General features: G+C 72.7%; 25 protein-coding genes. 16 read left to right on the plus strand and 9 right to left on the minus strand.

The annotated features are described in order from the left end of the window. Positions 1-62 precede the first annotated feature (62 nt). On the minus strand, positions 63-938 hold the full coding sequence (locus tag ACZ5D2_RS18730; protein ID WP_371677431.1) for an NAD(P)-dependent oxidoreductase: 876 nt from the start codon (positions 936-938) through the stop codon (positions 63-65). A gap of 49 nt (positions 939-987) precedes the next feature. On the opposite strand from ACZ5D2_RS18730, the gene ACZ5D2_RS18735 reads away from it, so the two are divergent. From ACZ5D2_RS18735 to ACZ5D2_RS18750, 4 genes are all read left to right on the plus strand, one after another. Continuing rightward, on the plus strand, positions 988-1,347 hold the full coding sequence (locus tag ACZ5D2_RS18735) for a winged helix-turn-helix transcriptional regulator (protein ID WP_371677430.1): 360 nt from the start codon (positions 988-990) through the stop codon (positions 1,345-1,347). 214 nt (positions 1,348-1,561) lie between these two features. Continuing rightward, complete coding sequence (locus tag ACZ5D2_RS18740) at positions 1,562-2,038, plus strand: helix-turn-helix domain-containing protein (protein WP_371677429.1); 477 nt, start codon at positions 1,562-1,564, stop codon at positions 2,036-2,038. 23 nt (positions 2,039-2,061) lie between these two features. Continuing rightward, on the plus strand, positions 2,062-2,673 hold the full coding sequence (locus ACZ5D2_RS18745; RefSeq protein WP_468930515.1) for a hypothetical protein: 612 nt from the start codon (positions 2,062-2,064) through the stop codon (positions 2,671-2,673). A 115-nt stretch (positions 2,674-2,788) separates the two neighbouring features. Continuing rightward, the gene (locus ACZ5D2_RS18750; protein WP_371677427.1) at positions 2,789-3,127 is read left to right on the plus strand and encodes a DUF2516 family protein; all 339 of its coding nucleotides are present in this window, start codon (positions 2,789-2,791) and stop codon (positions 3,125-3,127) included. Positions 3,128-3,155: 28 nt separating this feature from the next. On the opposite strand, the gene ACZ5D2_RS18755 is transcribed toward ACZ5D2_RS18750, so the two are convergent. The 3 genes from ACZ5D2_RS18755 to ACZ5D2_RS18765 all read right to left on the minus strand — a co-directional run bounded on the left by ACZ5D2_RS18755 (position 3,156) and on the right by ACZ5D2_RS18765 (position 7,009). Continuing rightward, the gene (locus ACZ5D2_RS18755) at positions 3,156-4,505 is read right to left on the minus strand and encodes a PP2C family protein-serine/threonine phosphatase (protein ID WP_371677426.1); all 1,350 of its coding nucleotides are present in this window, start codon (positions 4,503-4,505) and stop codon (positions 3,156-3,158) included. A 382-nt stretch (positions 4,506-4,887) separates the two neighbouring features. Next, positions 4,888-5,985 (minus strand): C40 family peptidase, encoded by a 1,098-nt coding sequence (locus ACZ5D2_RS18760; RefSeq protein WP_468930519.1) that lies wholly within the window; start codon positions 5,983-5,985, stop codon positions 4,888-4,890. Positions 5,986-6,196: 211 nt separating this feature from the next. Further along, positions 6,197-7,009: a class I SAM-dependent methyltransferase gene (locus ACZ5D2_RS18765; protein ID WP_371677424.1), complete on the minus strand. Its 813-nt coding sequence runs from the start codon at positions 7,007-7,009 to the stop codon at positions 6,197-6,199. Positions 7,010-7,207: 198 nt separating this feature from the next. Between ACZ5D2_RS18765 and mshA the strand changes: the two genes are divergently transcribed. Beyond that, complete coding sequence (gene mshA / locus ACZ5D2_RS18770; RefSeq protein WP_371677423.1) at positions 7,208-8,590, plus strand: D-inositol-3-phosphate glycosyltransferase; 1,383 nt, start codon at positions 7,208-7,210, stop codon at positions 8,588-8,590. Continuing rightward, complete coding sequence (locus ACZ5D2_RS18775) at positions 8,583-9,071, plus strand: type III secretion system chaperone family protein (protein ID WP_371677422.1); 489 nt, start codon at positions 8,583-8,585, stop codon at positions 9,069-9,071. The genes mshA and ACZ5D2_RS18775 overlap by 8 nt, the downstream gene beginning before the upstream one ends. 99 nt (positions 9,072-9,170) lie before the next feature. Here ACZ5D2_RS18775 and ACZ5D2_RS18780 read toward each other — a convergent pair whose 3' ends face one another. Next, complete coding sequence (locus tag ACZ5D2_RS18780; protein WP_468930524.1) at positions 9,171-10,577, minus strand: MDR family MFS transporter; 1,407 nt, start codon at positions 10,575-10,577, stop codon at positions 9,171-9,173. 164 nt (positions 10,578-10,741) lie between these two features. Between ACZ5D2_RS18780 and ACZ5D2_RS18785 the strand changes: the two genes are divergently transcribed. Then, on the plus strand, positions 10,742-11,500 hold the full coding sequence (locus ACZ5D2_RS18785) for a phosphoglyceromutase (protein ID WP_266840671.1): 759 nt from the start codon (positions 10,742-10,744) through the stop codon (positions 11,498-11,500). 80 nt (positions 11,501-11,580) lie between these two features. Here the strand turns inward: ACZ5D2_RS18785 and ACZ5D2_RS18790 are convergent, their stop codons facing one another. Continuing rightward, positions 11,581-11,790, minus strand: coding sequence for a hypothetical protein (locus ACZ5D2_RS18790; RefSeq protein ID WP_468930528.1), 210 nt, complete (start codon positions 11,788-11,790; stop codon positions 11,581-11,583). A gap of 331 nt (positions 11,791-12,121) precedes the next feature. On the opposite strand from ACZ5D2_RS18790, the gene ACZ5D2_RS18795 reads away from it, so the two are divergent. Beyond that, positions 12,122-12,580 carry a hypothetical protein gene (locus ACZ5D2_RS18795; protein ID WP_468930531.1) on the plus strand — a complete coding sequence of 153 codons (459 nt, stop codon included), beginning with the start codon at positions 12,122-12,124 and terminating at the stop codon, positions 12,578-12,580. A gap of 79 nt (positions 12,581-12,659) precedes the next feature. Here ACZ5D2_RS18795 and ACZ5D2_RS18800 read toward each other — a convergent pair whose 3' ends face one another. Then, positions 12,660-12,815 (minus strand): hypothetical protein, encoded by a 156-nt coding sequence (locus tag ACZ5D2_RS18800; RefSeq protein ID WP_266840676.1) that lies wholly within the window; start codon positions 12,813-12,815, stop codon positions 12,660-12,662. A 114-nt stretch (positions 12,816-12,929) separates the two neighbouring features. Then, the gene (gene phoU, locus ACZ5D2_RS18805) at positions 12,930-13,607 is read right to left on the minus strand and encodes a phosphate signaling complex protein PhoU (RefSeq protein ID WP_030232376.1); all 678 of its coding nucleotides are present in this window, start codon (positions 13,605-13,607) and stop codon (positions 12,930-12,932) included. Positions 13,608-13,816: 209 nt separating this feature from the next. Between phoU and phoR the strand changes: the two genes are divergently transcribed. Together phoR and phoP are read left to right on the plus strand one after the other, a co-directional pair. After that, on the plus strand, positions 13,817-15,067 hold the full coding sequence (gene phoR / locus ACZ5D2_RS18810) for a two-component system sensor histidine kinase PhoR (protein WP_468930534.1): 1,251 nt from the start codon (positions 13,817-13,819) through the stop codon (positions 15,065-15,067). 5 nt (positions 15,068-15,072) lie between these two features. After that, complete coding sequence (phoP, locus tag ACZ5D2_RS18815) at positions 15,073-15,744, plus strand: two-component system response regulator PhoP (RefSeq protein WP_466527820.1); 672 nt, start codon at positions 15,073-15,075, stop codon at positions 15,742-15,744. Between the two features lie 74 nt (positions 15,745-15,818). On the opposite strand, the gene ACZ5D2_RS18820 is transcribed toward phoP, so the two are convergent. After that, positions 15,819-16,496, minus strand: a complete 678-nt coding sequence (locus ACZ5D2_RS18820; protein WP_371677417.1) for a DUF461 domain-containing protein — start codon at positions 16,494-16,496, stop codon at positions 15,819-15,821. A 553-nt stretch (positions 16,497-17,049) separates the two neighbouring features. On the opposite strand from ACZ5D2_RS18820, the gene ACZ5D2_RS18825 reads away from it, so the two are divergent. From ACZ5D2_RS18825 to ACZ5D2_RS18850, 6 genes are all read left to right on the plus strand, one after another. Then, positions 17,050-17,532: a CarD family transcriptional regulator gene (locus tag ACZ5D2_RS18825; protein ID WP_003953493.1), complete on the plus strand. Its 483-nt coding sequence runs from the start codon at positions 17,050-17,052 to the stop codon at positions 17,530-17,532. 246 nt (positions 17,533-17,778) lie between these two features. Then, on the plus strand, positions 17,779-18,525 hold the full coding sequence (ispD, locus tag ACZ5D2_RS18830; protein ID WP_371677416.1) for a 2-C-methyl-D-erythritol 4-phosphate cytidylyltransferase: 747 nt from the start codon (positions 17,779-17,781) through the stop codon (positions 18,523-18,525). Next, entirely contained in the window at positions 18,515-19,039 is a 525-nt protein-coding gene (gene ispF, locus ACZ5D2_RS18835) for a 2-C-methyl-D-erythritol 2,4-cyclodiphosphate synthase (protein WP_371677415.1), read from the plus strand. The genes ispD and ispF overlap by 11 nt, the downstream gene beginning before the upstream one ends. A 253-nt stretch (positions 19,040-19,292) precedes the next feature. Continuing rightward, positions 19,293-20,696 (plus strand): cysteine--tRNA ligase, encoded by a 1,404-nt coding sequence (gene cysS / locus ACZ5D2_RS18840; RefSeq protein WP_371677414.1) that lies wholly within the window; start codon positions 19,293-19,295, stop codon positions 20,694-20,696. A 113-nt stretch (positions 20,697-20,809) separates the two neighbouring features. Further along, the gene (gene rlmB, locus ACZ5D2_RS18845) at positions 20,810-21,781 is read left to right on the plus strand and encodes a 23S rRNA (guanosine(2251)-2'-O)-methyltransferase RlmB (RefSeq protein WP_371677413.1); all 972 of its coding nucleotides are present in this window, start codon (positions 20,810-20,812) and stop codon (positions 21,779-21,781) included. Between the two features lie 201 nt (positions 21,782-21,982). Beyond that, positions 21,983-23,542: a DoxX family protein gene (locus tag ACZ5D2_RS18850; protein WP_468930540.1), complete on the plus strand. Its 1,560-nt coding sequence runs from the start codon at positions 21,983-21,985 to the stop codon at positions 23,540-23,542. The last annotated feature ends 22 nt before the right edge of the window (positions 23,543-23,564 follow it).

The raw sequence follows: 23,564 nt of genomic DNA on the forward strand, positions 1-23,564 counted from the left end.
GTGCCCCGGCGGGTGCCCCGGCGGGTGCGCCGGAGGGTCTTCCTGGGCACCCGCCGGCCCGGTCAGCGGTGGCGGCCGAGGACCTCGGCGACCCGGATGAACCCGTCCGCCCCGTGGCCCAGCCCGATGGCCCGCCGGGCCGTTCCCTCGGCGGCGCGCATCACGCCCGCGTCGATGCCGTGCGCCTCCGAGGCGTGGACGATGTGGGCCATGCTCGACACCGCCGAGGTGAGCGGGTTGCCGTTCCCGGAGAAGCCGCCGTCGTCGAAGTCCGCCGCGGTCTCCGCGAACAGCGGCGGCAGGATCGCGCCGATGCCCTGGGCGAAGGGGGCGAGTTCCCGCGCGGTGACGCCCTCGGCCCGCGCGAGCGCCACGGCGTGCGCGTAGCCCGCCATCGCCGTCCAGAAGACGTCCAGCAGTGCGATGTCGTAGGCGGCGGCCCGGCCGATGTCCTCGCCGAGGTGGGTGTGGGTGCCGCCCAGCGCCTCCAGCAGGGGGCGGTGTTCCAGGTAGAGGTCCCGCGGGCCGCTGTGGATGTACACCGAGGCGGCGGTGCCGATGGTGGTGGTCGGGGTCATGATCGCGCCGTCCAGGTAGCGGATGCCGTGGCGGTCCGCCCAGGCGCCCGTCTCCCGGGCCCGGTCGGGGGTGTCGGCGCAGAGGTTCACGAGGGTGCGCCCCTTGAGGGCGCGGGTGACCGGTTCGGCCCGCAGGACGGCGTCGGCCGCGTCGTAGTTCACCACGCAGATGACGCTCAGCGCGCCGGCGGCGACGGCCTCCTCTGCCGAGGAGGCGCCCACGGCCCCGCGTTCGACCAGCTCCTGGTCGCGGCCGGGGGTCCGGTTCCAGACGGTGACGGACAGGCCGGCGTCCAGGAAGGCGCGGGCCAGGGACCGGCCCATCGGGCCCAGGCCGAGGACGGTGACGGCAGACTGCATGGTGGAACTCCCTCTGGAGCAACGGGAACAGACAGGAAAAGGGGCGAAGATGACGCGCAGCCGGGCCTCGGACCCGAACGTCTGCGGGGTGACGGCGGCGATCGCCGTGATCGACGGCAAGTGGAAGACCGCGCTGCTGTGGCTGCTGGAATCCGGTCCGCGGCGGCCCGGCGAGCTGCGCCGGCTGCTGCCGGGGCTGACCGAGAAGGTGCTGACCCAGGCGCTGCGCGAGATGGAGACCGACGGCCTGGTGCACCGGGAGGTGCACGACGTGCTGCCGCTGAAGACCGAGTACTCCCTGACGGGGTTCGGCCGCGAACTCTCCGAGGCGCTGGGCCCGGTCTCCGACTGGGGCCACCGCCGCCTGGAGCGGCTCACCGAGGCCCCCGAGGACCGCTCGGCCTCGTAGGGCCGCTCGGCCTCCTGGGCCCGGTTGGACCCCCGGCCCGTTGGATCCCGGCCCGGCTCCCTCTCCTTTCCGCGTCCGGGCCGGCCGCTCGTGACAAGCCTCGCCCGGACGGCGGGCGCGGCCAAGTACCCACAAAAAAGTGGGTGCCGGGGACACTGGGAGCTATTGCAAGCATCCGCTTGCAATAGTTAGCAAGGTGCGGCAGGATCGTGGCATGGCATCGCTCAACGTCGGAAACCTCGGCGAATACCTCCGCGAGCAGCGGCGGCAGGCCCAGCTCTCGCTGCGGCAGCTCGCCGACGCCGCCGGGGTGTCGAATCCGTACCTGAGCCAGATCGAGCGCGGGCTGCGCAAGCCGAGCGCGGACATCCTCCAGCAGCTGGCCAAGGCGCTGAGGATCTCCGCGGAGACGCTGTACGTGCAGGCCGGGATCCTCGACGAGCGGGACCGGGACGAGGTGGAGACGCGCGCCGTCATCCTCTCCGACCCGTCGATCAACGAGCGGCAGAAGCAGGTGCTGCTCCAGATCTACGACGCGTTCCGCAGGGAGAACGCCCTGGAGGAGGACGGGACCGGGACGGACGGCTCCGCCGCCGCCGCGGGTTCCGCTCCGGCTTCCGCTCCCGCTCCGGGCACGGAATCCGGACCCGGCGCCGACTCCGACACCACCGCGGTGCCCCCTACGAACTGACTGTGATCCGGGAGGACCAGCACATGGCCATCGCCGATGACCTGAAGAAGACCCTCACCGACCCCACCCCCCTCTACTTCGCCGCCGGTACCGCCGACCTCGCCGTCCAGCAGGCGAAGAAGGTGCCCGGCCTCATCGAGCAGCTGCGCGCCGAGGCCCCCGCGCGCATCGAGGCCGTGAAGAACGCGGACACCAAGGCCGTGCAGGAGAAGGCCAAGGTCGCCCAGGAGGCGGTCACCGCGAAGTTCACCGAGGTCCTCGGCGCGATCGACCCGAAGAAGCTGGGCGAGACCGCCCAGGACCTGGCGCTGCGCGGCGTCGGCGTGGCCGCCGAGTACGCCGTACGGGCCAAGGAGACCTACGACAAGGTCGCCGAGCACGGTGAGCAGGCCGTACGGTCCTGGCGCGGCGAGGTCGCCGAGGAGATCGTGGACATCGCCGCGGCCGTGGAGCCCGAGGCGTCCGAGCCGCAGGCCGCGACGGAGGGCGAGCCGGCCACCGAGGCGTCCACCGGGGCGTCCGCCGAGGCGTCCACCGGGGCCGAGGAGAAGCCCGCCGCGAGGAAGACCACCGCGCGCCGCGGCACGTCCGGCACGGCCAAGAAGGCCGCCGCCACGTCCGGCGACGAAAGCTGATCGACGCACCGCGGACCGGGCACCCGAGCGGTGCCCGGTTCGTTGTCGTTTGGGAAAGGGACTCCGGCGGTAGCGTGGAGTCAGGTGTGCCCGAGGTGAGAAGGCGGTCCGGACGATGCTGATGCAGGGGTTCAACAACGGGGTGCTGCCGTTGCTCGGCTACGCCATGCTGGCGATCGCCGTGGTGGCCTTCGTCTTCGCGGTGATGGCGCGCGAGGACGCCTACCGGGCCGCCGAGAAGCAGACCAAGACGTTCTGGTGCGTCATCCTGGGCGTCACGCTCCTGGTGGACTTCTTCCTCGGGATGCTGTTCCTGCAGATCGCGGGCCTGGTGGCGAGCATCGTGTTCATGGTCGACGTGCGCCCCGCCCTCAAGCAGGTGTCCGGTGGCGGCCGTCGCCGGGGCGGCAGCAGCAGCGACGGACCGTACGGCCCGTACAACGGCGGCCGCTGATCCGTCCGCTCCCTGACGACCGGGCGGATCAGCCCGCCGCGCGGGAGAGCAGGACCACCGCCACGTCGTCGGTGAGCTCCCCGCCGTTGAGGCGGCGGGCCTCGGTGACGGAGGCCTCCAGGAGGCCCTCGCCGCTCAGGCCGCGCTCCAGGTGGCGGTTGATCATCTCGACCATCCCGTCCTGGCCCAGCCGTTCGCGGCCCTCCCCGATACGGCCCTCGATGAGGCCGTCGGTGTAGAGCATCAGGCTCCAGGTGCCGCCCAGGTCGACCTGGCGGCGGGGCCAGCGGGCCCGGGGCAGCAGTCCCAGCGCCGGGCCGCTGTTCTCGTACGGGAGGAGCTCCGCGCGGCGGCCCGGCCTCGATATGAGCGGGGCCGGATGGCCGGCCAGGCACAGACCCGCGCGGCGGCCGTCGGGGGAGATGTCCACGGTGCACAGCGTCGCGAAGATCTCCTCGCAGGGCCGCTCCACCTCCAGGACCTCCTGGAGGGTGGCCAGCAGGTCGTCGCCGCACAGCCCGGCCAGGGTCAGCGCGCGCCAGGCGATGCGCAGCTCGACGCCGAGGGCGGCCTCGTCGGGGCCGTGGCCGCAGACGTCGCCGATCATCGCGTGGACGGTGCCGTCGGGGGTGCGGACGGCGTCGTAGAAGTCCCCGCCCAGCAGGGCCCGGCTGCGGCCGGGCCGGTAGCGGGCGGCGAAGCGGAGGTCGGAGCCCTCCAGCAGGGGAGTGGGGAGCAGGCCGCGTTCGAGACGGGCGTTCTCCTGGGCGCGCAGTTTCGATTCTGCGAGCTTGTACTGGGCGATGTCCGCCCGTTTTCTCTCCACGGCGTAGCGGATGGCCCGGCTCAGGAGCCGGCCGTCGAGCTCGTCGCGGAAGAGGAAGTCCTGGGCACCGACGCGGACCGCCTCGGCGGCGCGGTCGGCGTCCGCCTCGGCCGTCAGGACGAGGACCGCGTGCCGCGGGGCGAGGCGCAGGACCTGGCGCACGACGCTGAGGCCGTCGTCCTCGGCGTCGGCGGCGGAGCCCGTAGCGGAACCGGCGGCGGAACCCGTGCCGGAACCCGTGCCGGACGGGGCGAGGCCCAGGTCCAGCAGGACGCAGTGCACGTCGGGCGTCAGCAGCCGCGCGGCCTCGGTGAGGTTGCGGGCGCTGCGCAGCCGGATGCGGTGGCCGTCGGCGTCGAGGATCTCGGGGACGGTGAGTCCGCCCGCCGGGTCGTCTTCTATCACCAGCAGGGTGAGTGACGCCGGGGGTGCGGTGGCGGTGACCGGCGGCGCGGCCGCCGCACCGCTCTCCGCGACCGGGATCTCCCTTTGCCGCGGTACGGGTACGGCCATCGTTTCCGGTTCCTTCCCTCCCCCCGAGGGTGCGCTCATGCGCAGACCCTAGCGGGCGGGTGGCGGCGAGCGGAATGGCGATCGGGGCGGGGGTGGGGGAGGGCCTCCGTCATATGCCCTTATCGCGGGGGATGCCGGGTTCCCGGGATGACCAACGTCACCACCCCCGTCCGCCCGCCGGGACCCCCACCACCGATCCCGGAACCGGCCCCTACGGCCACCGGCACCCCGCCACCCTGGCAGGGCCTACCCCTGGGACGGGGCCCGTCCGGGACCGGACCGCAGCGCAGGCGGGGCCGGAGCCCGGGGCCGCCGGCCCCGCCCCGGGGTCGCGGACCGGCCCGGGGGCGTGACACCGGCCCGGGGCCTCGCGGACCGGTCCGGGGGTGTGCCCCCGGATCCGGGACCGCCCGGCCAGGGCTTACGCGTCGGGGCGGACCACGGCCTTGATCGGCATCGAGCCCGCGCCCGCCATCGTGATGGTGCGCCCGGGGCGCGGGGCGTGGACCATCGCGCCGTCACCGACGTACATGCCGACGTGGGTCGCGTCGTCGAAGTAGATGATCAGATCGCCGGGCCGCATGTCCTTCAGCGCCACCTTCGGCAACAGCCGCAACTGCTCCTGCGAGGTCCGCGGGATGGGCCGCCCGGCCGCCAGCCAGGCCTGCGAGGTCAGCCCGGAGCAGTCGAACGAGCCCGGTCCGGCCGCGCCCCACTCGTACGGCTTGCCCATCTGCGCCGTGGCGAACTGCACCGCCCGCTTCCCGGCGTCCGTCGCCGCGCCCTTGACGTCCTTCATCGCGCCCGACGACAGCCACGCCGTCTGCGCCTTGTACTGAGCCTCCTGCTCCAGCTGGATCAGCCGGGCCTTCTCCTCGGCCGCCAGCCGGCTCTCCAGGGCCTCCGCCGCCTTGATCTTGTCCTCGATCTCCTTCTTGGCGGCTTCCTGCTTGACCCGGTTCTCCTCCATCTTCTGCCAGAGCGCGCCCGCGTCCTTGGCGTACCGCTCCAAGTCGGTCTGGGTCCGGTTCAGTTCGGACAGCAGGTCCGTCGTGGCCTTCTCGCCCTGCCGCAGCCGGCCCGCGCCGTCCAGGTACGCCGACGGGCTGTCGCTCAGCGCCAGCGCCGCGCCCGGCGGCAGCCCGCCCGAGCGGTACTGGGCGCGGGCGGCGGCGCCCGCGCGGTCCTTGAGGCCGGTGATCCGGTCCTGGCCCGCCACCACCAGCTTGGCGATCTCGACGATCCGCTCGGACTGCGCCTTCGTCTCGCCCACCGCGAGGTTGTACGCGTCCGTGGCGGTCCCGGCCTGCCGGTAGAGGTCCTCGATCTCCTTGCGGACCTGGTCCAGGGACTTGCCCTCCGGCTCGGGAGCCGGCGCCGCCGGCGCCGCGGGAGCCGCCGGCGCGGCGTACGCGCTGCCGACCGCCAGCCCCGGGGCCGTCAGTATCGCCATCGCGCACAGCAGTGCGAGAGCGGACACTCCCTGCACGCGCGACGAAGCTCGCTTCGCGGTCCCCATGACTCCCCCAGCCGCCCCGCGCCAGACCGGACATCACCCGACATCAGATCTGACTATTCATCAGTAACTTGGCACTGTCACCGGGATGGTGCCACGACTCGGTGAATTCCAACACCCTCCGGATGCCGTTCCGATCATGACCGCCCACGTCTCGCCCACCCCGGACGACTCAACGGACGGCTTCCGCCACCCGTTCCCCGCGCGCCGACATTCACCCCGCCGGGCGCAACGCCTCCCAGCGCACGGTCAGTTCCCCCTGCCGCCACCGCCCCGGACCGTCCGCCAGCGGCCAGTCCGCCGCCAGCGCCCGCGCCGTACGGATCCACCGCTGCCGCGCCCCGTACGAGGCGTACGGGGCCGCCGCCGCCCACGCCCGGTCGAAGTCCCGCAGGAAGGCGTGCACCGGCTCACCCGGCACGTTCCGGTGGATCAGCGCCTTCGGCAGCCGCTCCGCCAGGTCCGAGGGGCGCTCCAGGGAACCCAGCCGGGTCGCGAACGTCACCGTGCGCGGCCCCTCGGGCCCCAGCGCGACCCACACGTGCCGCCGCCCGATCTCGTCGCAGGTCCCCTCCACCAGCAGCCCGCCCGGGGCCAGCCGTGCGCAGAGCCGCTGCCAGACCTCCGCGACCTGCTCCTCGTCGTACTGGCGCAATACGTTCGCCGCGCGGATCAGGGCCGGGCGCTCCCCGCCCTCCAGCGGCACCTCGAAGCCGCCGTGCCGGAAGCTCAGCCCCTCCCGCTCGTACGGCTTCGCCCCCGTCACCCGGGCCGGCTCGATCTCGATGCCGACCACCCGCACCCGCGGCGCCGCCTCCCGCAGCCGCGCCAGCAGCTCCACCGCCGTCCAGGGCGCGGCCCCGTACCCGAGGTCGACCGCCACCGGAGCGTCGGCGCGGCGCAGCGCCGCCCCGTGCGAGGCCGCGATCCAGCGGTCCATGCGCCGCAGCCGGTTCGGGTTCGTGGTCCCGCGCGTCACGGTGCCGACAGGGCGCTTCGGGGGCGGCGGAGTGCTGCGGGAGACCATGCGCCGAGCGTATGCCGAGCGGCCCGGCAAGATAAAAAACCGGCAAACCGAGCAGGAAGTCCGGGCCTCCCGGAATGCGGGGGACCGCCATCCGGGTTGCACTCCTTGCAGGGCGCCGACCGCGCTCCCGCAGCCATGCCGCCCCGCATGCGCTGCCCGCCCGTCGTCCGAGCGATCCGAGCGAGAGGAACTGCTCCCTTGAGCCAGTACGTGTCCCGTCTCGGCGGCAGCATCAGCGGCCGCATCGCCGCCGCACGCGGCACCCGCCACGACCCGCCCCGCCTGCGCCTCCCGGCCGTCGGCCACCACCGCAAGCCGCGCCGCGTGGCCATGCTCAGCGTGCACACCTCACCGCTGCACCAGCCCGGCACCGGCGACGCCGGCGGCATGAACGTGTACATCGTCGAGCTCGCCAAGCGCCTCGCCGCGATCAACATCGAGGTCGAGGTCTTCACCCGCGCGACCACCGGCGGCCTGCCGCCCGTCGTCGAGCTCGCCCCCGGCGTCCTCGTCCGGCACGTGGACGCGGGCCCGTACGAGGGCCTCGCCAAGGAGGAGCTCCCGGCCCAGCTGTGCGCCTTCACCCACGGCGTCATGCAGGCCTGGGCCGGTCACCGCCCCGGCTACTACGACCTCGTGCACTCCCACTACTGGCTCTCCGGCCACGTCGGCTGGCTCGCCGCCGAACGCTGGGGCGTCCCGCTCGTCCACGCCATGCACACCATGGCCAAGGTCAAGAACGCCGCCCTCGCCGCGGGCGACGCCCCCGAACCGGCCGCCCGCGTCATCGGCGAGACCCAGATCGTGGCCGCCGCCGACCGCCTCATCGCCAACACCGCCGAGGAGGCGGACGAGCTCGTCCGCCACTACGAGGCCGACCCGGGCAAGGTCGCCGTCGTGCACCCCGGAGTCAACCTCGACCGCTTCACCACCGGCGACGGCCGCGCCGCCGCCCGCGCCCGCCTCGGGCTGCCGCAGGACGCCGTGATTCCGCTCTTCGCCGGCCGCATCCAGCCCCTCAAGGCCCCCGACATCCTGCTCCGCGCCATCGCCGAGCTCGTCGACCGCGACCCCTCGCTGCGCACCCGCCTCTTCGTCCCCGTCGTCGGCGGCCCCAGCGGCAGCGGCCTCGCCAAGCCCGAGGAGCTCCAGAAGCTCGCCGCCACGCTCGGCATCGCCGACCTCGTGCACTTCCACCCGCCCGTGCGCCAGGACCAGCTCGCCGACTGGTTCCGGGCCGCCTCCGTCCTGGTCATGCCCTCGTACAGCGAGTCCTTCGGGCTCGTCGCCATCGAGGCCCAGGCCACCGGCACGCCCGTCCTCGCGGCCTCGGTCGGCGGGCTGCCCGTCGCCGTCAACGACGGGGTGACGGGCATCCTCGTACCCGGCCACGACCCCGTCGACTACGCGCGCGAACTGCGCCGCTTCGTGGACGAACCCGGTCTCACGGACCGGATGGGCGCCGAGGCCGCCCGGCACGCGCAGTTCTTCGGCTGGGACACCGCCGCCAGCGGAACGGCGGACGTGTACACCGCGGCCATGCACGACCACCGCCGTCGCGTACGCTCCCACCATGGCTGACACCGCCGCGATCATCGAGTCCACGCTGGCCGGCGCCGAGCTGGGCTGGGAGAGCCCCGAGCCCGGCAGCTACGTCGTCCAGCTCCCCGGCACCCGCAAGCTGAGCACCACCTGTTCGCTGCGGATCGGCCGGCACTCCCTCTCGGTGAACGCCTTCGTCATCCGCCACCCCGACGAGAACGAAGCGGGCGTCCACCGCTGGCTGCTGGAGCGCAACCTCAAGCTGTACGGCATGGCCTACGCCGTCGACCCCCTCGGCGATGTCTACCTCACGGCCCGGCTCCCGCTGTCCGTCATCACCCCGGAGGACCTGGACCGTCTCCTCGGGACCGTCCTGGAGGCGGCGGACGGCGCCTTCAACACCCTCCTGGAGCTCGGCTTCGCGAGCGCGATCCGGCGCGAGTACGAGTGGCGCGTCTCGCGCGGCGAGTCCACCCGCAACCTGGACGCCTTCAAGCACCTGACGCGCCCCTCGGCCTGACGCGCCCCTCGGCCTGAGGCGGCCGGGGCCTCGGCCCGAGGCCGGCCTACGGGCCCGCGCCCCTTGCCCCGCGGCGCCGGGCGCGGCCCCACCGGGGCGTTACGCCTCGGCGGCGGCCACCGGCCGCGCCCCGGCAGGGACCGGCCCGGCCGCGGTGGCGGAGCCACTCGATCCGCCCGATCCGGCAGCGGAGCCATCCGATCCGGCATCCGACCCGGCACCCGATCCGGCATCCGATCCGGCCGAACCTCCCGAGCCGGCCCTGCTGCCCGCCACCGGCGCCCCCGGCGCCCCCGGTCCACCCTCCGGGAGGCTCCGCATCAGCAGCCAGTACCCCAGCGCCGCCACCGTCCCCAGGACCCCCGTGGCCCCCCACAGCCACGCCGCGCCCAGGTGGTCGATCACGAACCCGGCCATCAGCGGCGCCACCAGCGCGGCCACCGCCCACGACATCGTGTACATCCCCTGGTAGCGCCCGCGCCCGTGCACCGGCGACAGCCGGGCCACCAGTCCCATCTGCGTCGGCGAATTCACGATCTCCGCCAGCGTCCACACCGTCACCGTCAGCGCGTACGCCCACAGCGGCCCCGCGAAGGCCGTCATCGCGAACCCGTACCCCGCCAGCAGCGCCGAGACCACCAGCAGCTTCTGCGGGTCCCGGTGCTCGATGAACCGCGTCACGGGGATCTGGAGCGCCACGATCAGCACGCCGTTCACCGCGACGACCAGCCCGTAGTCACCGGGCGAGAAGCCCGCCGCGCCCATCGCCACCGGCAGCCCCACCGAACCCTGCGTGAAGATCAGCGAGATCAGGAACGACAGCCCGACGACGCCCATGAACCGCCCGTCCCGCAGCACGTCCCCCAGCCTGGTCTCCGGCCCGGCCGCCTCCTCCTGGGCCGCGTCCCGCACCGGCCGCGACTCCGGCAGCTTCGCGAACACCAGCACCGCGCACACCAGCGTCAGCGCCGCCTCGCCCAGGAAACCGGCCAGGTAGCTGTACTCCGCCACCAGCCCCGCCACCGCCGAACTGATCGCGAAGCCGAGGTTGATGGCCCAGTAGTTCAACGCGAAGGCCCGTACGCGGTCCTCCGGCCGGACGATGTCCGCCATCATCGCGGACACCGCCGGGCGCGAGGCGTTCGAGGTCATCCCGACCAGCAGGGCCACCGCCGCGATCGCCGCCGGATGCTCCATGAATCCCAGCAGGGCCACCGAGAACGCCGTCGACACGTTCGCCGCCAGCATCGTCGGCCGCCGCCCGAGCCGGTCGGTCATCACCCCGGCCACCAGCGAGGAGACCACCCCGCCCAGCCCGTGCAGGGCCACGACGAGTCCCGCGAAGGAGGCCGAGTAGCCCCGGTCCAGAGTCAGGTACAAGGTCATGAAAGTGGCGACGAAGGCCCCGAGCCGGTTCACCAGCGTGCTCGCCCACAGCCACCAGAAGGCACTCGGCAGACCCGCCACGCTCTCCCGCGCGGCCTGTCTCAACCTGCCAACGGACATAAGGATTCCCCCCGGTGATGTAAGCGCCGCTCCGGCTCTCGGCACATTACGAGGACGCCCCTCGGGGCCGCCACTCGATTGACGCCGCGCGTCAATCGAGGGCCCCTCCGCGGCCCTCCGGTGCCGCGCGCGGGCGCACCGGCCCGTCCATTAGGCTCGTACGCATGGCCGACGCACCGTACAAGCTGATCCTCCTCCGTCACGGCGAGAGCGAGTGGAACGCGAAGAACCTGTTCACCGGCTGGGTGGACGTCAACCTCAACGAGAAGGGCGAGAAGGAGGCGGTCCGCGGTGGCGAACTCCTGAAGGACGCCGACCTCCTCCCCGACGTGGTCCACACGTCCCTCCAGAAGCGCGCGATCCGCACCTCCCAGCTCGCGCTGGAGGCCGCCGACCGCCACTGGATCCCGGTCCACCGCTCCTGGCGCCTGAACGAGCGCCACTACGGCGCCCTCCAGGGCAAGGACAAGGCCCAGACCCTCGCCGAGTTCGGCGAGGAGCAGTTCATGCTGTGGCGCCGCTCCTACGACACCCCGCCGCCGGCCCTCGCGGACGGCACGGAGTTCTCCCAGTCCGAGGACCCGCGTTACGCGAGCATCCCGCCGGAGCTGCGCCCGCGGACGGAGTGCCTCAAGGACGTCGTCGTCCGCATGCTCCCGTACTGGTACGACGCCATCGTCCCGGACCTCCTCGCGGGCCGCACCGTCCTGGTCGCCGCGCACGGCAACTCCCTGCGCGCGCTGGTCAAGCACCTGGACGGCATCTCCGACGCCGACATCGCGGGCCTCAACATCCCCACCGGCATCCCGCTCGCCTACGAACTGGACGCCTCCTTCAAGCCCCTCAACCCGGGCGGCACCTACCTCGACCCGGCCGCCGCGGCCGCCGCCATCGAGGCCGTCAAGAACCAGGGCAAGAAGTAACCCCCATCACGTGAAGGGCCCCCCGCCCGCTGGTTTCCAGTGGGTGGGGGGCCTTTTCGTCGTCCCGGGCCGTGTGTGGGTCAGGAGTCCTCGTCGGGGTCGTCGACGAGCTTCGGGAGGACGTCCGGGTGTTCGAGGCGCAGGGCTTCGTAGCGGTCCTCGTAGGCGGTCACCGCGTCCTGGAGGGAGCAGCCGAGGTGTGCCCGCAAGGCCTTGATGGCGGGTATGGGGCGGCGGGCGAGGATGTCGGCGTCGGCCACCGTCGTGGAGGGTGTGGAGGGGTCGCTCATGGCAGCAAGATCGCACAACTCCGCGACGGGCGCCGCCGGGTTTCGCCGGCGGCGGGTGGCCCGGGGGTCCCGCGAGGGCGCCCACCTGCGGCCCAGCGTCCCACCCTTCCCACCAGCGGTTTCTCCGTGGGTGGGGGCTTTTTCGCGGGGTGGGGGAGCAGGGCGGTGGTTTCGCGCCGGGGTGGGGCTTTTTCGTTGGTTTGAGATGGGAAAGGAGGGTGCGGAGCGGGTGTGAAGTGGCGTTTCGGCGCTGAAGGTGGTGGGCCGGACGGGTGAGTGCGTCGTTTCTGCGCTGTCGGGCCCGAGCGCCGCCCGGCTACAACTCCTGGTCATGATCAAGAACCTCGTGAGGCGCGGTCTCCCCGCGCTCGCCCTCGCCCTCCTGCCCGTACTCGCCTCCGGCCCGGCCGCCGACGCCTCGTCCGCGCCGCGGGCCGCCGCCTCCGCCGCCCGCAGCGACGCCCACTTCTACGGCGGCTCCACCCTCCACAAGAACCAGGCGTGGACCTCCGGCAACGGCCGGACCGTCCTGCGCGTCCAGAGCGACGGCAACTTCGTCCTCTACAAGGACGGCAAGGCCGCCTGGCAGGCGCCCGGCGTCTGGCCGAAGGCCAACAGCGCCGTCTTCCAGGAAGACGGCAACTTCGTCGTCTACGACAGCAACGGCAACCCCGTCTGGGCCGCCGGCACCTGGCACAAGGGCCACTACCTGTCCGTCCAGGACGACGGCAACGCCGTCGTCTACAACAGCGCCAACCAGCCCGTCTGGGCCACCAACACCGGCGACTGACCGCTGCGGCACGGCGAAGGGCCCCGCCGGACCGGACGCGGTCCGGCGGGGCCCTTCGGGCATGCTCGACGGGCTGGTGTCAGCCCCCGCACTGGCAGGGTGCTCCGGACTGGCAGCCGCAGCCGCAGCCCGACCCGCAGCCGCAGGCCGCGAGCAGGGGGAGGCGCAGGGGCTCCGGACGGGACGACGGCTGCTGGTCCTGCTCCGGGGTGATCGGGACGGGGGAATCGGGCATGGATCCTCCTCGTGGGCGCACAGGCGTGGCGTCCCGGTGACGGAGCGCCTTCGCCTCATTCATGCCCAGCCACACCGGCGCGTCAACGGCGCATTGGGGCTCGGGAGCGGACGGTCAGACCCCGTCGACCTGCGTCGGCTGCTGGAGCTCGTCCGCGTGCTCACCCGTCACCAGGTAGACCACGCGCTTCGCCACCGACACCGCGTGGTCCGCGAAGCGCTCGTAGTAGCGGCCCAGCAGGGTCACGTCGACGGCCGTCTCGATGCCGTGCTTCCAGCGGTCGTCCATCAGGTGCTGGAAGAGGGTGCGGTGCAGCTGGTCCATCTCGTCGTCGTCCTGCTCCAGCTGGAGCGCGAGGTCGACGTCCTTCGTGATGATGACCTCGGCCGCCTTCGCCATCAGCCGCTGCGCCAGCTGCCCCATCTCCAGGATGGTCGCGTGCAGGTCGCGCGGGACGGCACGGTCCGGGAAGCGCAGGCGCGCCAGCTTCGCCACGTGCTGCGCCAGGTCGCCGGAGCGCTCCAGGTCGGCGCTCATGCGCAGCGAGGTCACCACGATGCGCAGGTCGGTCGCGACGGGCTGCTGGCGGGCCAGCAGCGCGATGGCACGGGCTTCGAGGTCGTGCTGCAGGTCGTCGACCTTCTGGTCGGCGGCGATCACGCTCTCGGCCAGCTTCAGGTCGGCGTCCAGCATCGCGGTCGTCGCCCGCCCGATCGCGGAACCGACGAGCCGGGCCATCTCGACCAGGCTTTCTCCGATCGAGTCCAGTTCCTCGTGGTACGCGTCGCGCATGGTGGTGTCCCTCTCCTGCCGCTCTTAGTGCCTGCTCGTCTGCTGCGTGGCTCCTGGCCCCACGTTCTACACGTTCGGGTGCCAACGCGTCCGACTCCGGCATCACAAGTGAATCAACCCCGTCGCCAGGGTGAACTCTGGGCGACGAGTGTTCGAGCTGCCACCCGAACGGCTGTGGAAGTGTCGTTCTGCCTGCTTAACCTGGATCCATGGACGTGAACGCGGCGGTCGCCGCAGCTGCAGCGATCGCCGGTCTGTGCACCGGTGTGATCGCGATGCTGGCGTTCCGCTGGAGCGAGCGCGACCAGGCCCGCCCCACCCGGAGCTCCATGCGCCCCGACATCAACGCGGTGCTCCCGCCCGGTGTGGACACCGTCCTCTCCGTGCTCCGTTCCTCCGCCGTCGTCCTCGACGAGGGAGACGCGGTGGTGAAGGCCAGCTCGGCGGCGTACGCCCTGGGCCTGGTCCGCGGCGGCAAGCTGGCCGTGGAGCCCATGCTCCACATGGCCCGCGACACCCGCCGGGACGGGGAGATACGACAGATCGAGCTCGACCTGCCCCGGCGCGGCACCGGCCGCGGCGAGGCCCTCGCGGTCTCCGCCCGCGTCGCGCCGCTCGGCTCCCGCCTGGTGCTCCTGCTCGTCGAGGACCTCACCGAGGCCCGCCGCATCGAGGCGGTCCGCCGCGACTTCGTCGCGAACGTGTCGCACGAGCTGAAGACCCCGGTCGGGGCGATCTCCCTGCTCTCGGAGGCGGTCATGGACGCCGCCGACGACCCCGAGGCGGTCAGCCGCTTCGCGGGCCGCATGCAGATCGAGTCCACCCGTCTGATCAACCTCGTGCAGGAGCTGATCGACCTCTCCCGGGTGCAGAACGACGAGGCACTGGAGGACGCCGAGCCCGTGCGGGTGGACACCCTGGTGGCCGAGGCCATCGACCGGTGCCGCCACACGGCGACGTCCAAGCAGATCACCATGGCCGCCGGCGGCACCGCCGACCTGCGGGTATGGGGTCACCGGGGGCAGCTGGCCGCCGCCCTCGGCAACCTGGTCGAGAACGCCGTCAACTACAGCCCCGCCCGCACCCGCGTCGGCATCGCTGCGCGCCGGGTGACCGCGCCGGGTGGAGACTTGATCGAGATAGCCGTGACCGACCAGGGCATCGGCATCCCGGAGAAGGACCGCGAGCGCGTCTTCGAGCGCTTCTACCGCGTGGACCCGGCCCGCTCCCGCGCCACGGGAGGAACCGGACTGGGCCTCGCGATCGTGAAGCACGTGGCGGCCTCGCACGGCGGGGAGGTGTCGGTGTGGAGCTCCGAGGGCCAGGGCTCCACGTTCACCCTGCGCCTGCCCGAGGCGGCCGTGCAGATCCCGGCGGACGCCCCCGCACCCGCCCGACCCCAGCCCCAGCCCCAGCCCGAACCCGAAACACCCATCCCTGCCCCGGAGGTCCTTCCGTGACCCGAGTGCTCGTCGTCGAGGATGAGGAATCCTTCAGCGACGCCCTGTCCTACATGCTCCGCAAGGAAGGCTTCGAGGTCGCGATCGCCGCGACGGGTCCCGACGGGCTCGACGAGTTCGAGCGCAACGGCGCCGACCTCGTCCTCCTCGACCTGATGCTGCCCGGTCTGCCGGGCACCGAGGTCTGCCGGCAGCTGCGTGGCCGCTCCAACGTCCCCGTGATCATGGTGACCGCCAAGGACAGCGAGATCGACAAGGTCGTCGGGCTGGAGATAGGAGCGGACGACTACGTCACGAAGCCCTTCTCCTCCCGCGAGCTCGTCGCCCGCATCCGCGCGGTGCTGCGCCGCCGCGGCGAGCCGGAGGAGGTCACCCCGGCGGCCCTGGAGGCGGGTCCGGTACGGATGGACGTGGACCGGCACGTGGTCACCGTCGCCGGCGCCAAGGTGGACCTCCCGCTGAAGGAGTTCGACCTGCTGGAGATGCTCCTGCGCAACGCCGGCCGCGTGCTCACCCGCATGCAGCTGATCGACCGGGTCTGGGGCGCGGACTACGTCGGCGACACCAAGACCCTGGACGTCCACGTCAAGCGCCTCCGGGCCAAGATCGAACCCGACCCGGGCGCTCCGCGCTACCTGGTGACCGTCCGCGGCCTCGGCTACAAGTTCGAGCCGTAGACCGGCGGGCGTACGAACGAAGGAGGGCCCCGGCCGCATCAGCGGCCGGGGCCCTCCCTTCGTGTCTCCCGGCGTCAGTGGCCGGCGGCGTGCGAGGCGCTGCCCGACGGCGACGGGGTACCGGAGGCCGAGGCGCCCGCGGCGCCCGACGGGGAACCGGAGGGGGAGCCCGACGGGGAGCCCGAGGGGGAACCGGACGGGGAGCCCGCCGGGGCCGCGGGAGCGGCGGCCGGGGCCTCGGTCGGGCCGAAGCCGGCGTACATGCCGGCGGCGGGCACGACCTGCGCGCCCACGGGCACGTCACCGGTGCTGCTCAGCTGGAAGACGACTTCCTCGACGTTGCCCGCTTCCACCGCGGAGGCGACACCGCCCTCGATGGAGGCGGAGGCGTTGCCCTTGCCGCCCAGGACCACGGAGCCGTTCGGGGGCACGATGATCTTGTCGGCGCCGCCGGCGCCCTTCAGGACCACCTTGGACTTGGTGGCCGGCAGGGTGATGCCGCTGAGGACCTGCGGCTTCTCACCGGTGTTGAAGACGGTCGCCGAGACGGAGGCCGGCCCCTTCTTGCCCTTCTCGCCCTGGCTGATCACCAGTACGTTCTGGACCTTGATGTCGCCCTTGGTGGCGGCGGCGTTGTCCGGCTTGATCTGGAGAGTCTGCGCGTCGTTGCCGGCACCGCACGCGGCGAGCGAGGCGATCGAGAACACGATGGCGGTAGCGGCGAGGGCGCCGCGTCGAAGGCTGCGGCTCACGGCTGCGGCAACTCCTAGGACGTACGGACGGGAGGGTGGGCTCTCGGGACGGCCGAGGTAAAGCCGCCCTAAGGGTGTGTCAGCGCGCTTAGGTTACCGAGCCGCCGCCCCGCCCCCGCACCCGACCCTCCGCTCCGCGCGCCCCGTGCCGCCCCCGCCCCGCGATCTTGCATTCCCATAACCCCCGGACGCCGCGCGGTGATCAATTTCCGGATTCCCCCGAACGCGGATCCGTGATCAATTCGGGATTGGGCCGGAACCCGCTCCGTACGCATGCCCGCCAGTCGAACGGAGTACTTCCGTTTCCGGTCTCAGAACCCGGCAAAACGGGACGTACGTCACACTCGTGGGCTCCTTCGCCAGGTGTAACGTGGTCGATTCGGCCGGTCCGTACAGCGCCTCCGACCTGCGAATACCCCCTTCCGGAAGCCCTTCGCAGCACGTTCGTGTCGCTGTTGTCAAGCCCCGAGATGTGCCCTGACCTGCGAAAACGCCATTCATAACAGTCAGTTCTCGTGTTACCCTGGATAGCCACGGAAGGGGTACCTGTCACATGACGTTCAAGGTTGGCGACACCGTGGTCTATCCCCATCACGGGGCCGCGCTGATCGAGGCCATCGAAACTCGCCAGATCAAAGGCGTGGACAAGACCTACTTGGTGCTCAAGGTCGCCCAGGGCGACCTGACGGTTCGTGTGCCTGCGGACAATGCGGAGTTCGTCGGCGTTCGCGACGTAGTCGGCCAGGACGGGCTGGACCGGGTCTTCGAGGTGCTCCGCGCACCGTACGCAGAAGAGCCGACGAACTGGTCCCGGCGCTACAAGGCAAATCTGGAGAAGCTCGCTTCTGGCGATGTCATCAAGGTCGCCGAAGTGGTGCGTGACCTGTGGCGTCGTGAGCGTGAGCGCGGGCTTTCCGCGGGTGAGAAGCGCATGCTCGCGAAGGCGCGTCAGATTCTGGTGAGCGAGCTCGCGCTCGCCGAAAACACCAACGAGGACAAGGCCGAGGCCCTCCTCGACGAGGTTCTCGCGTCCTGACGCTCGAACCGAACCACAGTGTGCCGCGGTGCCCGATGACGGACCCCCTCGACGAGGGGGTCGTTGCCGGGCGCTGCGGCATGTCTGCATCCGCATCCACGGACCCGTAGGCCTGCTTCTGGCGTGCCGGGCCCGGCCAGCCGGCTCGACCGGTCGTCACGGAAGGGGCGAGGGCGTCGCACCCGGCACCCTTCAGGCCATACCCATGTCGGCCGAAGTCACAAACCTGGCCCGGAGCTACTACTGATGTCTGACCAAACGCGCCCCCACCGCACCGCCGCGGTGATCCCGGCCGCCGGACGCGGGGTACGCCTCGGCCCCGGCGCGCCCAAGGCCCTGCGGGCCCTCGGCGGGACGCCGATGCTGATCCACGCCGTCCGCGCCATGGCCCGCTCCCGCGCGGTGTCCCTCGTCGTGGTCGTCGCGCCGTCCGACGGGACCGCCGAGGTGCGCAACCTCCTGGACGAGCACGCGCTGCCCGAGCGCACCGAGATCCTGGTCGTCCCCGGCGGGGACACCCGCCAGGAGTCCGTGCGGGCCGGCCTGGACGCGCTCCCGGCGGACATCACCTCCGTACTGATCCACGACGCGGCCCGCCCGCTGGTCCCCGTGGACACCGTCGACTCCGTCGTCGAGGCCGTCCGCGACGGCGCCCCCGCCGTGGTCCCCGCCCTGCCGCTGGCCGACACCGTCAAGGAGGTCGAGCCCGCCGCGCCCGGCCGGCCCGAGCCCGTCGTCGCCACGCCCGAGCGGGCCCGGCTGCGCGCCGTACAGACCCCGCAGGGCTTCGACCTCGCCACCCTGCTGCGCGCCCACGAGGCCATCGCCGTCAGCGGCGAGGGCGCCACGGACGACGCCGGCATGGTGGAACGCACCGGGGTCACCGTCGTGGTCGTCCCCGGCCACGAAGAGGCCTTCAAGGTCACCCGTCCGCTCGACCTGGTCCTCGCCGAGGCCGTACTCGCCCGCAGGAGGGCCAACGATGCGTACTGATTCCGAAGAGCGGGCCGCGCGGGCCGCTGCCGGCTCCGCCCCGCTGATCCCGCTCGTCGGGATCGGGACCGACGTCCACGCCTTCGAGGCCGGGCGCGAGCTGTGGTGCGCCGGGCTGCTGTGGGAGGGCGAGGACGGTCTCGCCGGTCACTCCGACGGGGACGTAGCGGCCCACGCCGCCTGTGACGCCCTCTTCTCGGCCGCCGGGGTCGGCGACCTCGGCGCCCACTTCGGCACCGACCGGCCCGAGTGGTCCGGTGCCGCGGGCGTGACCCTGCTGGCGGAAGCCGCCCGGATCGTGCGCGCCGAGGGGTTCGAGATCGGCAACATCGCGGTCCAGGTGATCGGCGTACGCCCGAAGATCGGAAAGCGGCGCGAAGAAGCGCAGAAGGCGCTCGCGGCGGCGGCGGGCGCCCCCGTCGCCGTCTCCGGCACCACCACCGACGGCCTCGGCCTCACGGGCCGTGCCGAGGGGCTCGCCGCCATCGCCACGGCACTCGTCTACCGCGTCTGACCGTCCCTACCGCGTCCGACCGTCCCGGGCACCCCCGGCCCGCCGGGCCGGGGCCTCGTGGCCCGGTCGAGGCCGCGCGGCGGCCCGGGGCGGCCCGGGGCGCCGCACGTCGCCGGAAGGCGCCGGGCAAGGCGGGTAAACCGCCCGTACGGGACCCCGCGGGGCCCGCGTCCGCGCCTCTTCGGCAACAAACCCGCCCCCGGGTGCCGAAAGGGTCGCGGGGCACTGCTAGAGGCCCACTACCCTGGATGCCGTGACTCTTCGCCTGTACGACACCAGCGCCCGGCAGATCCGCGACTTCACCCCGCTCGTTCCGGGCTGCGTCTCGATCTACCTCTGTGGCGCGACCGTGCAGGCCGCCCCGCACATCGGGCACATCAGGTCCTACCTGAACTTCGACGTGATGCGCCGCTGGTTCGCGTACCGCGGCTACGACGTCACCTTCATCCGCAACGTCACCGACATCGACGACAAGATCATCGCGAAGTCCGCCGAGCAGGGCCGCCCGTGGTGGTCCATCGGCTACGACAACGAGCTGGCCTTCAACAACGGTTACGACGCCCTGGGCTGCCTGCGGCCGACCTACGAGCCCCGCGCCACCGGTCACGTCCCCGAGATGATCGAGATGATGCGCGGGCTCATCGAGCGCGGCCACGCGTACGAGTCCGAGGGCAACGTCTACTTCGACGTGAAGTCCTTCCCCGGCTACCTCTCGCTCTCCCGCCAGGAGCTCGACAACATCCGCCAGCCGGAGTCCACCGGCGAGACCGGCAAGCGCGACCCGCGCGACTTCGCCATGTGGAAGTCCGCCAAGCCCGGCGAGCCCTCCTGGGAGACCCCCTGGGGCCGCGGCCGTCCCGGCTGGCACCTCGAATGCTCCGCCATGGCGCACAAGTACCTCGGCGAGGCCTTCGACATCCACGGCGGCGGCCTGGACCTGATCTTCCCGCACCACGAGAACGAGATCGCCCAGGCCCAGGCCTTCGGCGACGAGTTCGCCCGGTACTGGGTGCACAACGCCTGGGTCACCATGTCCGGCGAGAAGATGTCCAAGTCCCTCGGCAACTCGGTCCTCGTCTCCGAGATGGTCAAGCAGTGGCGCCCGATCGTGCTCCGCTACTACCTCGGCACCCCGCACTACCGCTCGATGATCGAGTACAGCGAGGAGGCCCTGCGCGAGGCGGAATCCGCCTTCGCCCGCATCGAGGGCTTCTACCAGCGCGTCATCGAGAAGGCGGGCGGGCCCGTCGAGGCCGCCGCCGAGGTCCCGCCGGGCTTCGCCGAGGCCATGGACGACGACCTGGGCGTCCCGCAGGCGCTCGCCATCGTCCACACCACGGTCCGCCAGGGCAACAGCGCCCTCGCCGCCGACGACAAGGACGCGGCCATCGCCCGCCTCTCGGAGGTGCGCGCCATGCTGGGCGTCCTCGGCCTGGACCCGCTCGACCCGCACTGGGCCGGTGAGGCGGCCGACCGGGGCGAGGACCTGCACGGCGCCGTCGACACCCTCGTGCGCCTCGTCCTGGAGCAGCGCGAGTCCGCCCGCTCCCGCAAGGACTGGGCCACCGCCGACGCCATCCGCGACCAGCTCCAGCAGTCCGGCCTGGTCATCGAGGACAGCCCCACCGGACCCCGCTGGACCCTCGGCCCGCGCTAGGCGCGCAGCACCGACAGGGCCCTCCGGAGCAGTCCGACTGTGCCGCCCGGCCTTCCGGGCGGCACACTCTTCATACGTACATATCGCAGCACCAACGAAAACAGGTAGAGGTCATGGCCGGGAACAGCCAGCGCAGGAACCGCCGCACGTCCAACAAGAAGGGCGCCACGGTCGGCAGCGGTGGCCAGCGGCGCAAGGGCCTGGAAGGCAAGGGCCCCACGCCCAAGGCCGAGGACCGCAAGAAGCACAAGGCCAACCGCATCGCGGGCGCCATGGCCCGCCAGGCCGCCAAGCGCCGCCCGGCCCCGCGCCGCGGTGGCCCCAAGGGCACCAGCGAGATGGTCGTCGGCCGCAACCCGGTCTTCGAGGCGCTGCGCGACGGCGTCCCCGCCACGACCCTCTACGTCCAGCAGTTCATCGACAACGACGAGCGCGTCCGCGAGGCCATCCAGCTCGCCGGCGAGCGCGGCAACATCAACCTGATGGAAGCCCCGCGCCCCGAGCTCGACCGCATGACCAACGGGCTCAACCACCAGGGCCTGGTCCTCCAGGTCCCGCCGTACGAGTACGCGCACCCCGAGGACCTCACCGCCGACGCCTACGACAACGGCGACGACCCGCTGATCGTGGCCCTCGACGGCGTCACCGACCCCCGCAACCTCGGCGCGATCGTCCGCTCCGTCTCCGCCTTCGGCGGCCACGGCGTGGTCATCCCCGAGCGCCGCGCCGCCGGCATGACCGCCGGAGCCTGGAAGACCTCCGCCGGCACCGCCGCCCGCACCCCGGTCTCCCGCGTCACCAACCTGACCCGGGCCCTCCAGGACTACAAGAAGGCCGGTCTGGCCATCGTCGGCCTGGCCGCCGAGGGCGAGCACTCCGTCGCCGACCTCGAAGCGCTCTCCGGTCCCGTCGTCATCGTCGTCGGCTCCGAGGGCAAGGGCCTCGGCCGTCTCGTCGGCGAGAACTGCGACTACCTCGTCCGCATCCCGATGCCGGGCGGCGCCGAGTCGCTCAACGCCGGTGTCGCCGCGGGCGTCGTCCTCTACGAGGCCGCCCGCCGCCGCGCCGAGGCCAGCCGCGTCTGACGGCGCCAGGACCGGGGCCGGGCACTTCCCGCGGCCCCGGGGCAGGGCCCGCCCGCCCCGCCGCTTGATCCACTTGCCTCACGGGGAGTCACCCGTGAGCGTGTCACCCCGCCCGTTCCGGGCGGGGTGACTTGATCTTGACGGGCCTCGGACAGATCCCTGCCGTCAAGGCAGTGTCCTAAACACTGATCACTCGGTTAGATGAGTGTGGACACCAGAACGTCAGGGTTCGACGACCAGCCCGCGCTGAGCATGGTCAAGGTGCCGTGCGACCCCGCACAGGTCATCGTCAACCACGCCAGCTTCCGCGTGCGGCTCGCACCGAGCCCGAGCGCGCGTTCCAAGCCCGCGAATGCCCCCGGCCGCGCGCCCGTACTCGGCGCCGCCGTGGTCGCCGCCGCCGGAGCCACCCGCCGCCGCGCCCCGGTCGTCTGGAGCGGCAAGTCCGCCCCCGGCGACGCCGCGGCCACGGGCGGGCTCCTCCAGGCCGTGCGGGAGGCCGGCCGCGGACACGACGAATACGACGGCGGCGCCACCCAGACCATCCCCCGGGTCGACCTCGCCCACGACCTCGCCGACGACACCCTCGCCACCCCCACCGTCATCGGCCAGCGGACCTACGGGGACGAGACCCGCCCGCTGTCCGCCGTACGGGACCTGCCCCACCGGCCGCACGACCCGCACCACCCCCCGCAGTACCCCCCGCAGTACCCCCAGCAGTACCCCGACACCGACTCCCGGCGCGGTCCCGCCGACCCCCGCGCCCAGGCCTCCTACTACCCCGGCCGCCGGATGAACCTCGGCGTCGTGCTGCTCCCGCTGCGCGTCTTCCTCGGCTTCATCTCCATCTACGCCGGCATGGGCAAGCTGTGCGACCCCGTCTACTTCGACGGCGGCGAACGCGGCTCCATGGTCAGCTGGCTCCACACCCTGCACCCCTGGGCCCTGGCCGAACCGCTGCGCGACTTCGCGCTGGCCCACCCCGTGGGAGCCGGCCTCAGCGTCGCCTTCTTCCAGGTCATCGTCGGCGTCCTGACCGTCTTCGGCCTCTGGCAGCGGTTCGCCGCCTGCATCGGGGCCCTGCTCTCCGCCGCCCTGCTGATGACGGTCAGCTGGAAGACCGTCCCCGCCTACGACGCCCCCGACATCATCTACCTGGCCGCCTGGAGCCCGCTGATCATCGCCGGCGCGCCCGTCTACTCCCTCGACGGCCGGCTCTCCGGAGAGGCCTGGCGCACCCTCGGCCCCCGCGCCGAACTCTGGCGGCTGCGCCGGCGCGTCCTGCGCCGCGGCGCGGTGATGGCCACCGTCGTCTGCGGGCTCACCCTCCTCATCGGCTCCGTCCTCGGCGGCGCCGTCCGTTCCAGCACCGTCGTCACCGTCCCCGGCCCCGGCCAGGCCCCCAGCAACTACCTCCCCGGCAGCCCGCTGCCCCAGGCCCCCGCCCAGCCGTCCGGGCCCGCGGTCAGGCAGCAGCAGCCCTCGAAGCAGGCCGCCACCCCCTCCGCGTCCGCCCCCACACCCTCCGCCAAGCCGGGCCGCACCGGAACCGGCTCCACCACCCGGGAGACCGCCGGCACCGGCACCGGCTCCGGGGCCCCCAGCGCCACCAGGAGCGGCGGCAGCGGCCAGACCCCGCGCAGCAGCACCCCGAAGCAGTCCAGCCCGCAGCAGCCGCCGGTCTCCTCCTCCGGGAGCCGGGGCGGCGGCGGGGACACCCCGGCCAAGAAGCCCGGCCTCGTCGGCGGCCTCCTCGGCTGACCCCACCCGCCCCGAAGGGCCC

It is taken from the genome of Streptomyces sp. NPDC031479 (assembly GCF_055581065.1).

Excerpts from the sequence above, each read along its gene's own strand:
- ACZ5D2_RS18730 (WP_371677431.1), bottom strand. The coding sequence starts at position 938 with ATGCAGTCTGCCGTCACCGTCCTCGGCCTGGGCCCGATGGGCCGGTCC.
- ACZ5D2_RS18735 (WP_371677430.1), top strand. The coding sequence starts at position 988 with ATGACGCGCAGCCGGGCCTCGGACCCGAACGTCTGCGGGGTGACGGCG.
- ACZ5D2_RS18740 (WP_371677429.1), top strand. The coding sequence starts at position 1,562 with ATGGCATCGCTCAACGTCGGAAACCTCGGCGAATACCTCCGCGAGCAG.
- ACZ5D2_RS18745 (WP_468930515.1), top strand. The coding sequence starts at position 2,062 with ATGGCCATCGCCGATGACCTGAAGAAGACCCTCACCGACCCCACCCCC.
- ACZ5D2_RS18750 (WP_371677427.1), top strand. The coding sequence starts at position 2,789 with ATGCTGATGCAGGGGTTCAACAACGGGGTGCTGCCGTTGCTCGGCTAC.
- ACZ5D2_RS18755 (WP_371677426.1), bottom strand. The coding sequence starts at position 4,505 with ATGAGCGCACCCTCGGGGGGAGGGAAGGAACCGGAAACGATGGCCGTA.
- ACZ5D2_RS18760 (WP_468930519.1), bottom strand. The coding sequence starts at position 5,985 with ATGGGGACCGCGAAGCGAGCTTCGTCGCGCGTGCAGGGAGTGTCCGCT.
- ACZ5D2_RS18765 (WP_371677424.1), bottom strand. The coding sequence starts at position 7,009 with ATGGTCTCCCGCAGCACTCCGCCGCCCCCGAAGCGCCCTGTCGGCACC.
- ACZ5D2_RS18775 (WP_371677422.1), top strand. The coding sequence starts at position 8,583 with ATGGCTGACACCGCCGCGATCATCGAGTCCACGCTGGCCGGCGCCGAG.
- ACZ5D2_RS18780 (WP_468930524.1), bottom strand. The coding sequence starts at position 10,577 with ATGTCCGTTGGCAGGTTGAGACAGGCCGCGCGGGAGAGCGTGGCGGGT.
- ACZ5D2_RS18785 (WP_266840671.1), top strand. The coding sequence starts at position 10,742 with ATGGCCGACGCACCGTACAAGCTGATCCTCCTCCGTCACGGCGAGAGC.
- ACZ5D2_RS18790 (WP_468930528.1), bottom strand. The coding sequence starts at position 11,790 with ATGAGCGACCCCTCCACACCCTCCACGACGGTGGCCGACGCCGACATC.
- ACZ5D2_RS18795 (WP_468930531.1), top strand. The coding sequence starts at position 12,122 with ATGATCAAGAACCTCGTGAGGCGCGGTCTCCCCGCGCTCGCCCTCGCC.
- ACZ5D2_RS18800 (WP_266840676.1), bottom strand. The coding sequence starts at position 12,815 with ATGCCCGATTCCCCCGTCCCGATCACCCCGGAGCAGGACCAGCAGCCG.
- phoU (WP_030232376.1), bottom strand. The coding sequence starts at position 13,607 with ATGCGCGACGCGTACCACGAGGAACTGGACTCGATCGGAGAAAGCCTG.
- phoR (WP_468930534.1), top strand. The coding sequence starts at position 13,817 with ATGGACGTGAACGCGGCGGTCGCCGCAGCTGCAGCGATCGCCGGTCTG.
- ACZ5D2_RS18825 (WP_003953493.1), top strand. The coding sequence starts at position 17,050 with ATGACGTTCAAGGTTGGCGACACCGTGGTCTATCCCCATCACGGGGCC.
- ispD (WP_371677416.1), top strand. The coding sequence starts at position 17,779 with ATGTCTGACCAAACGCGCCCCCACCGCACCGCCGCGGTGATCCCGGCC.
- ispF (WP_371677415.1), top strand. The coding sequence starts at position 18,515 with ATGCGTACTGATTCCGAAGAGCGGGCCGCGCGGGCCGCTGCCGGCTCC.
- rlmB (WP_371677413.1), top strand. The coding sequence starts at position 20,810 with ATGGCCGGGAACAGCCAGCGCAGGAACCGCCGCACGTCCAACAAGAAG.
- ACZ5D2_RS18850 (WP_468930540.1), top strand. The coding sequence starts at position 21,983 with ATGAGTGTGGACACCAGAACGTCAGGGTTCGACGACCAGCCCGCGCTG.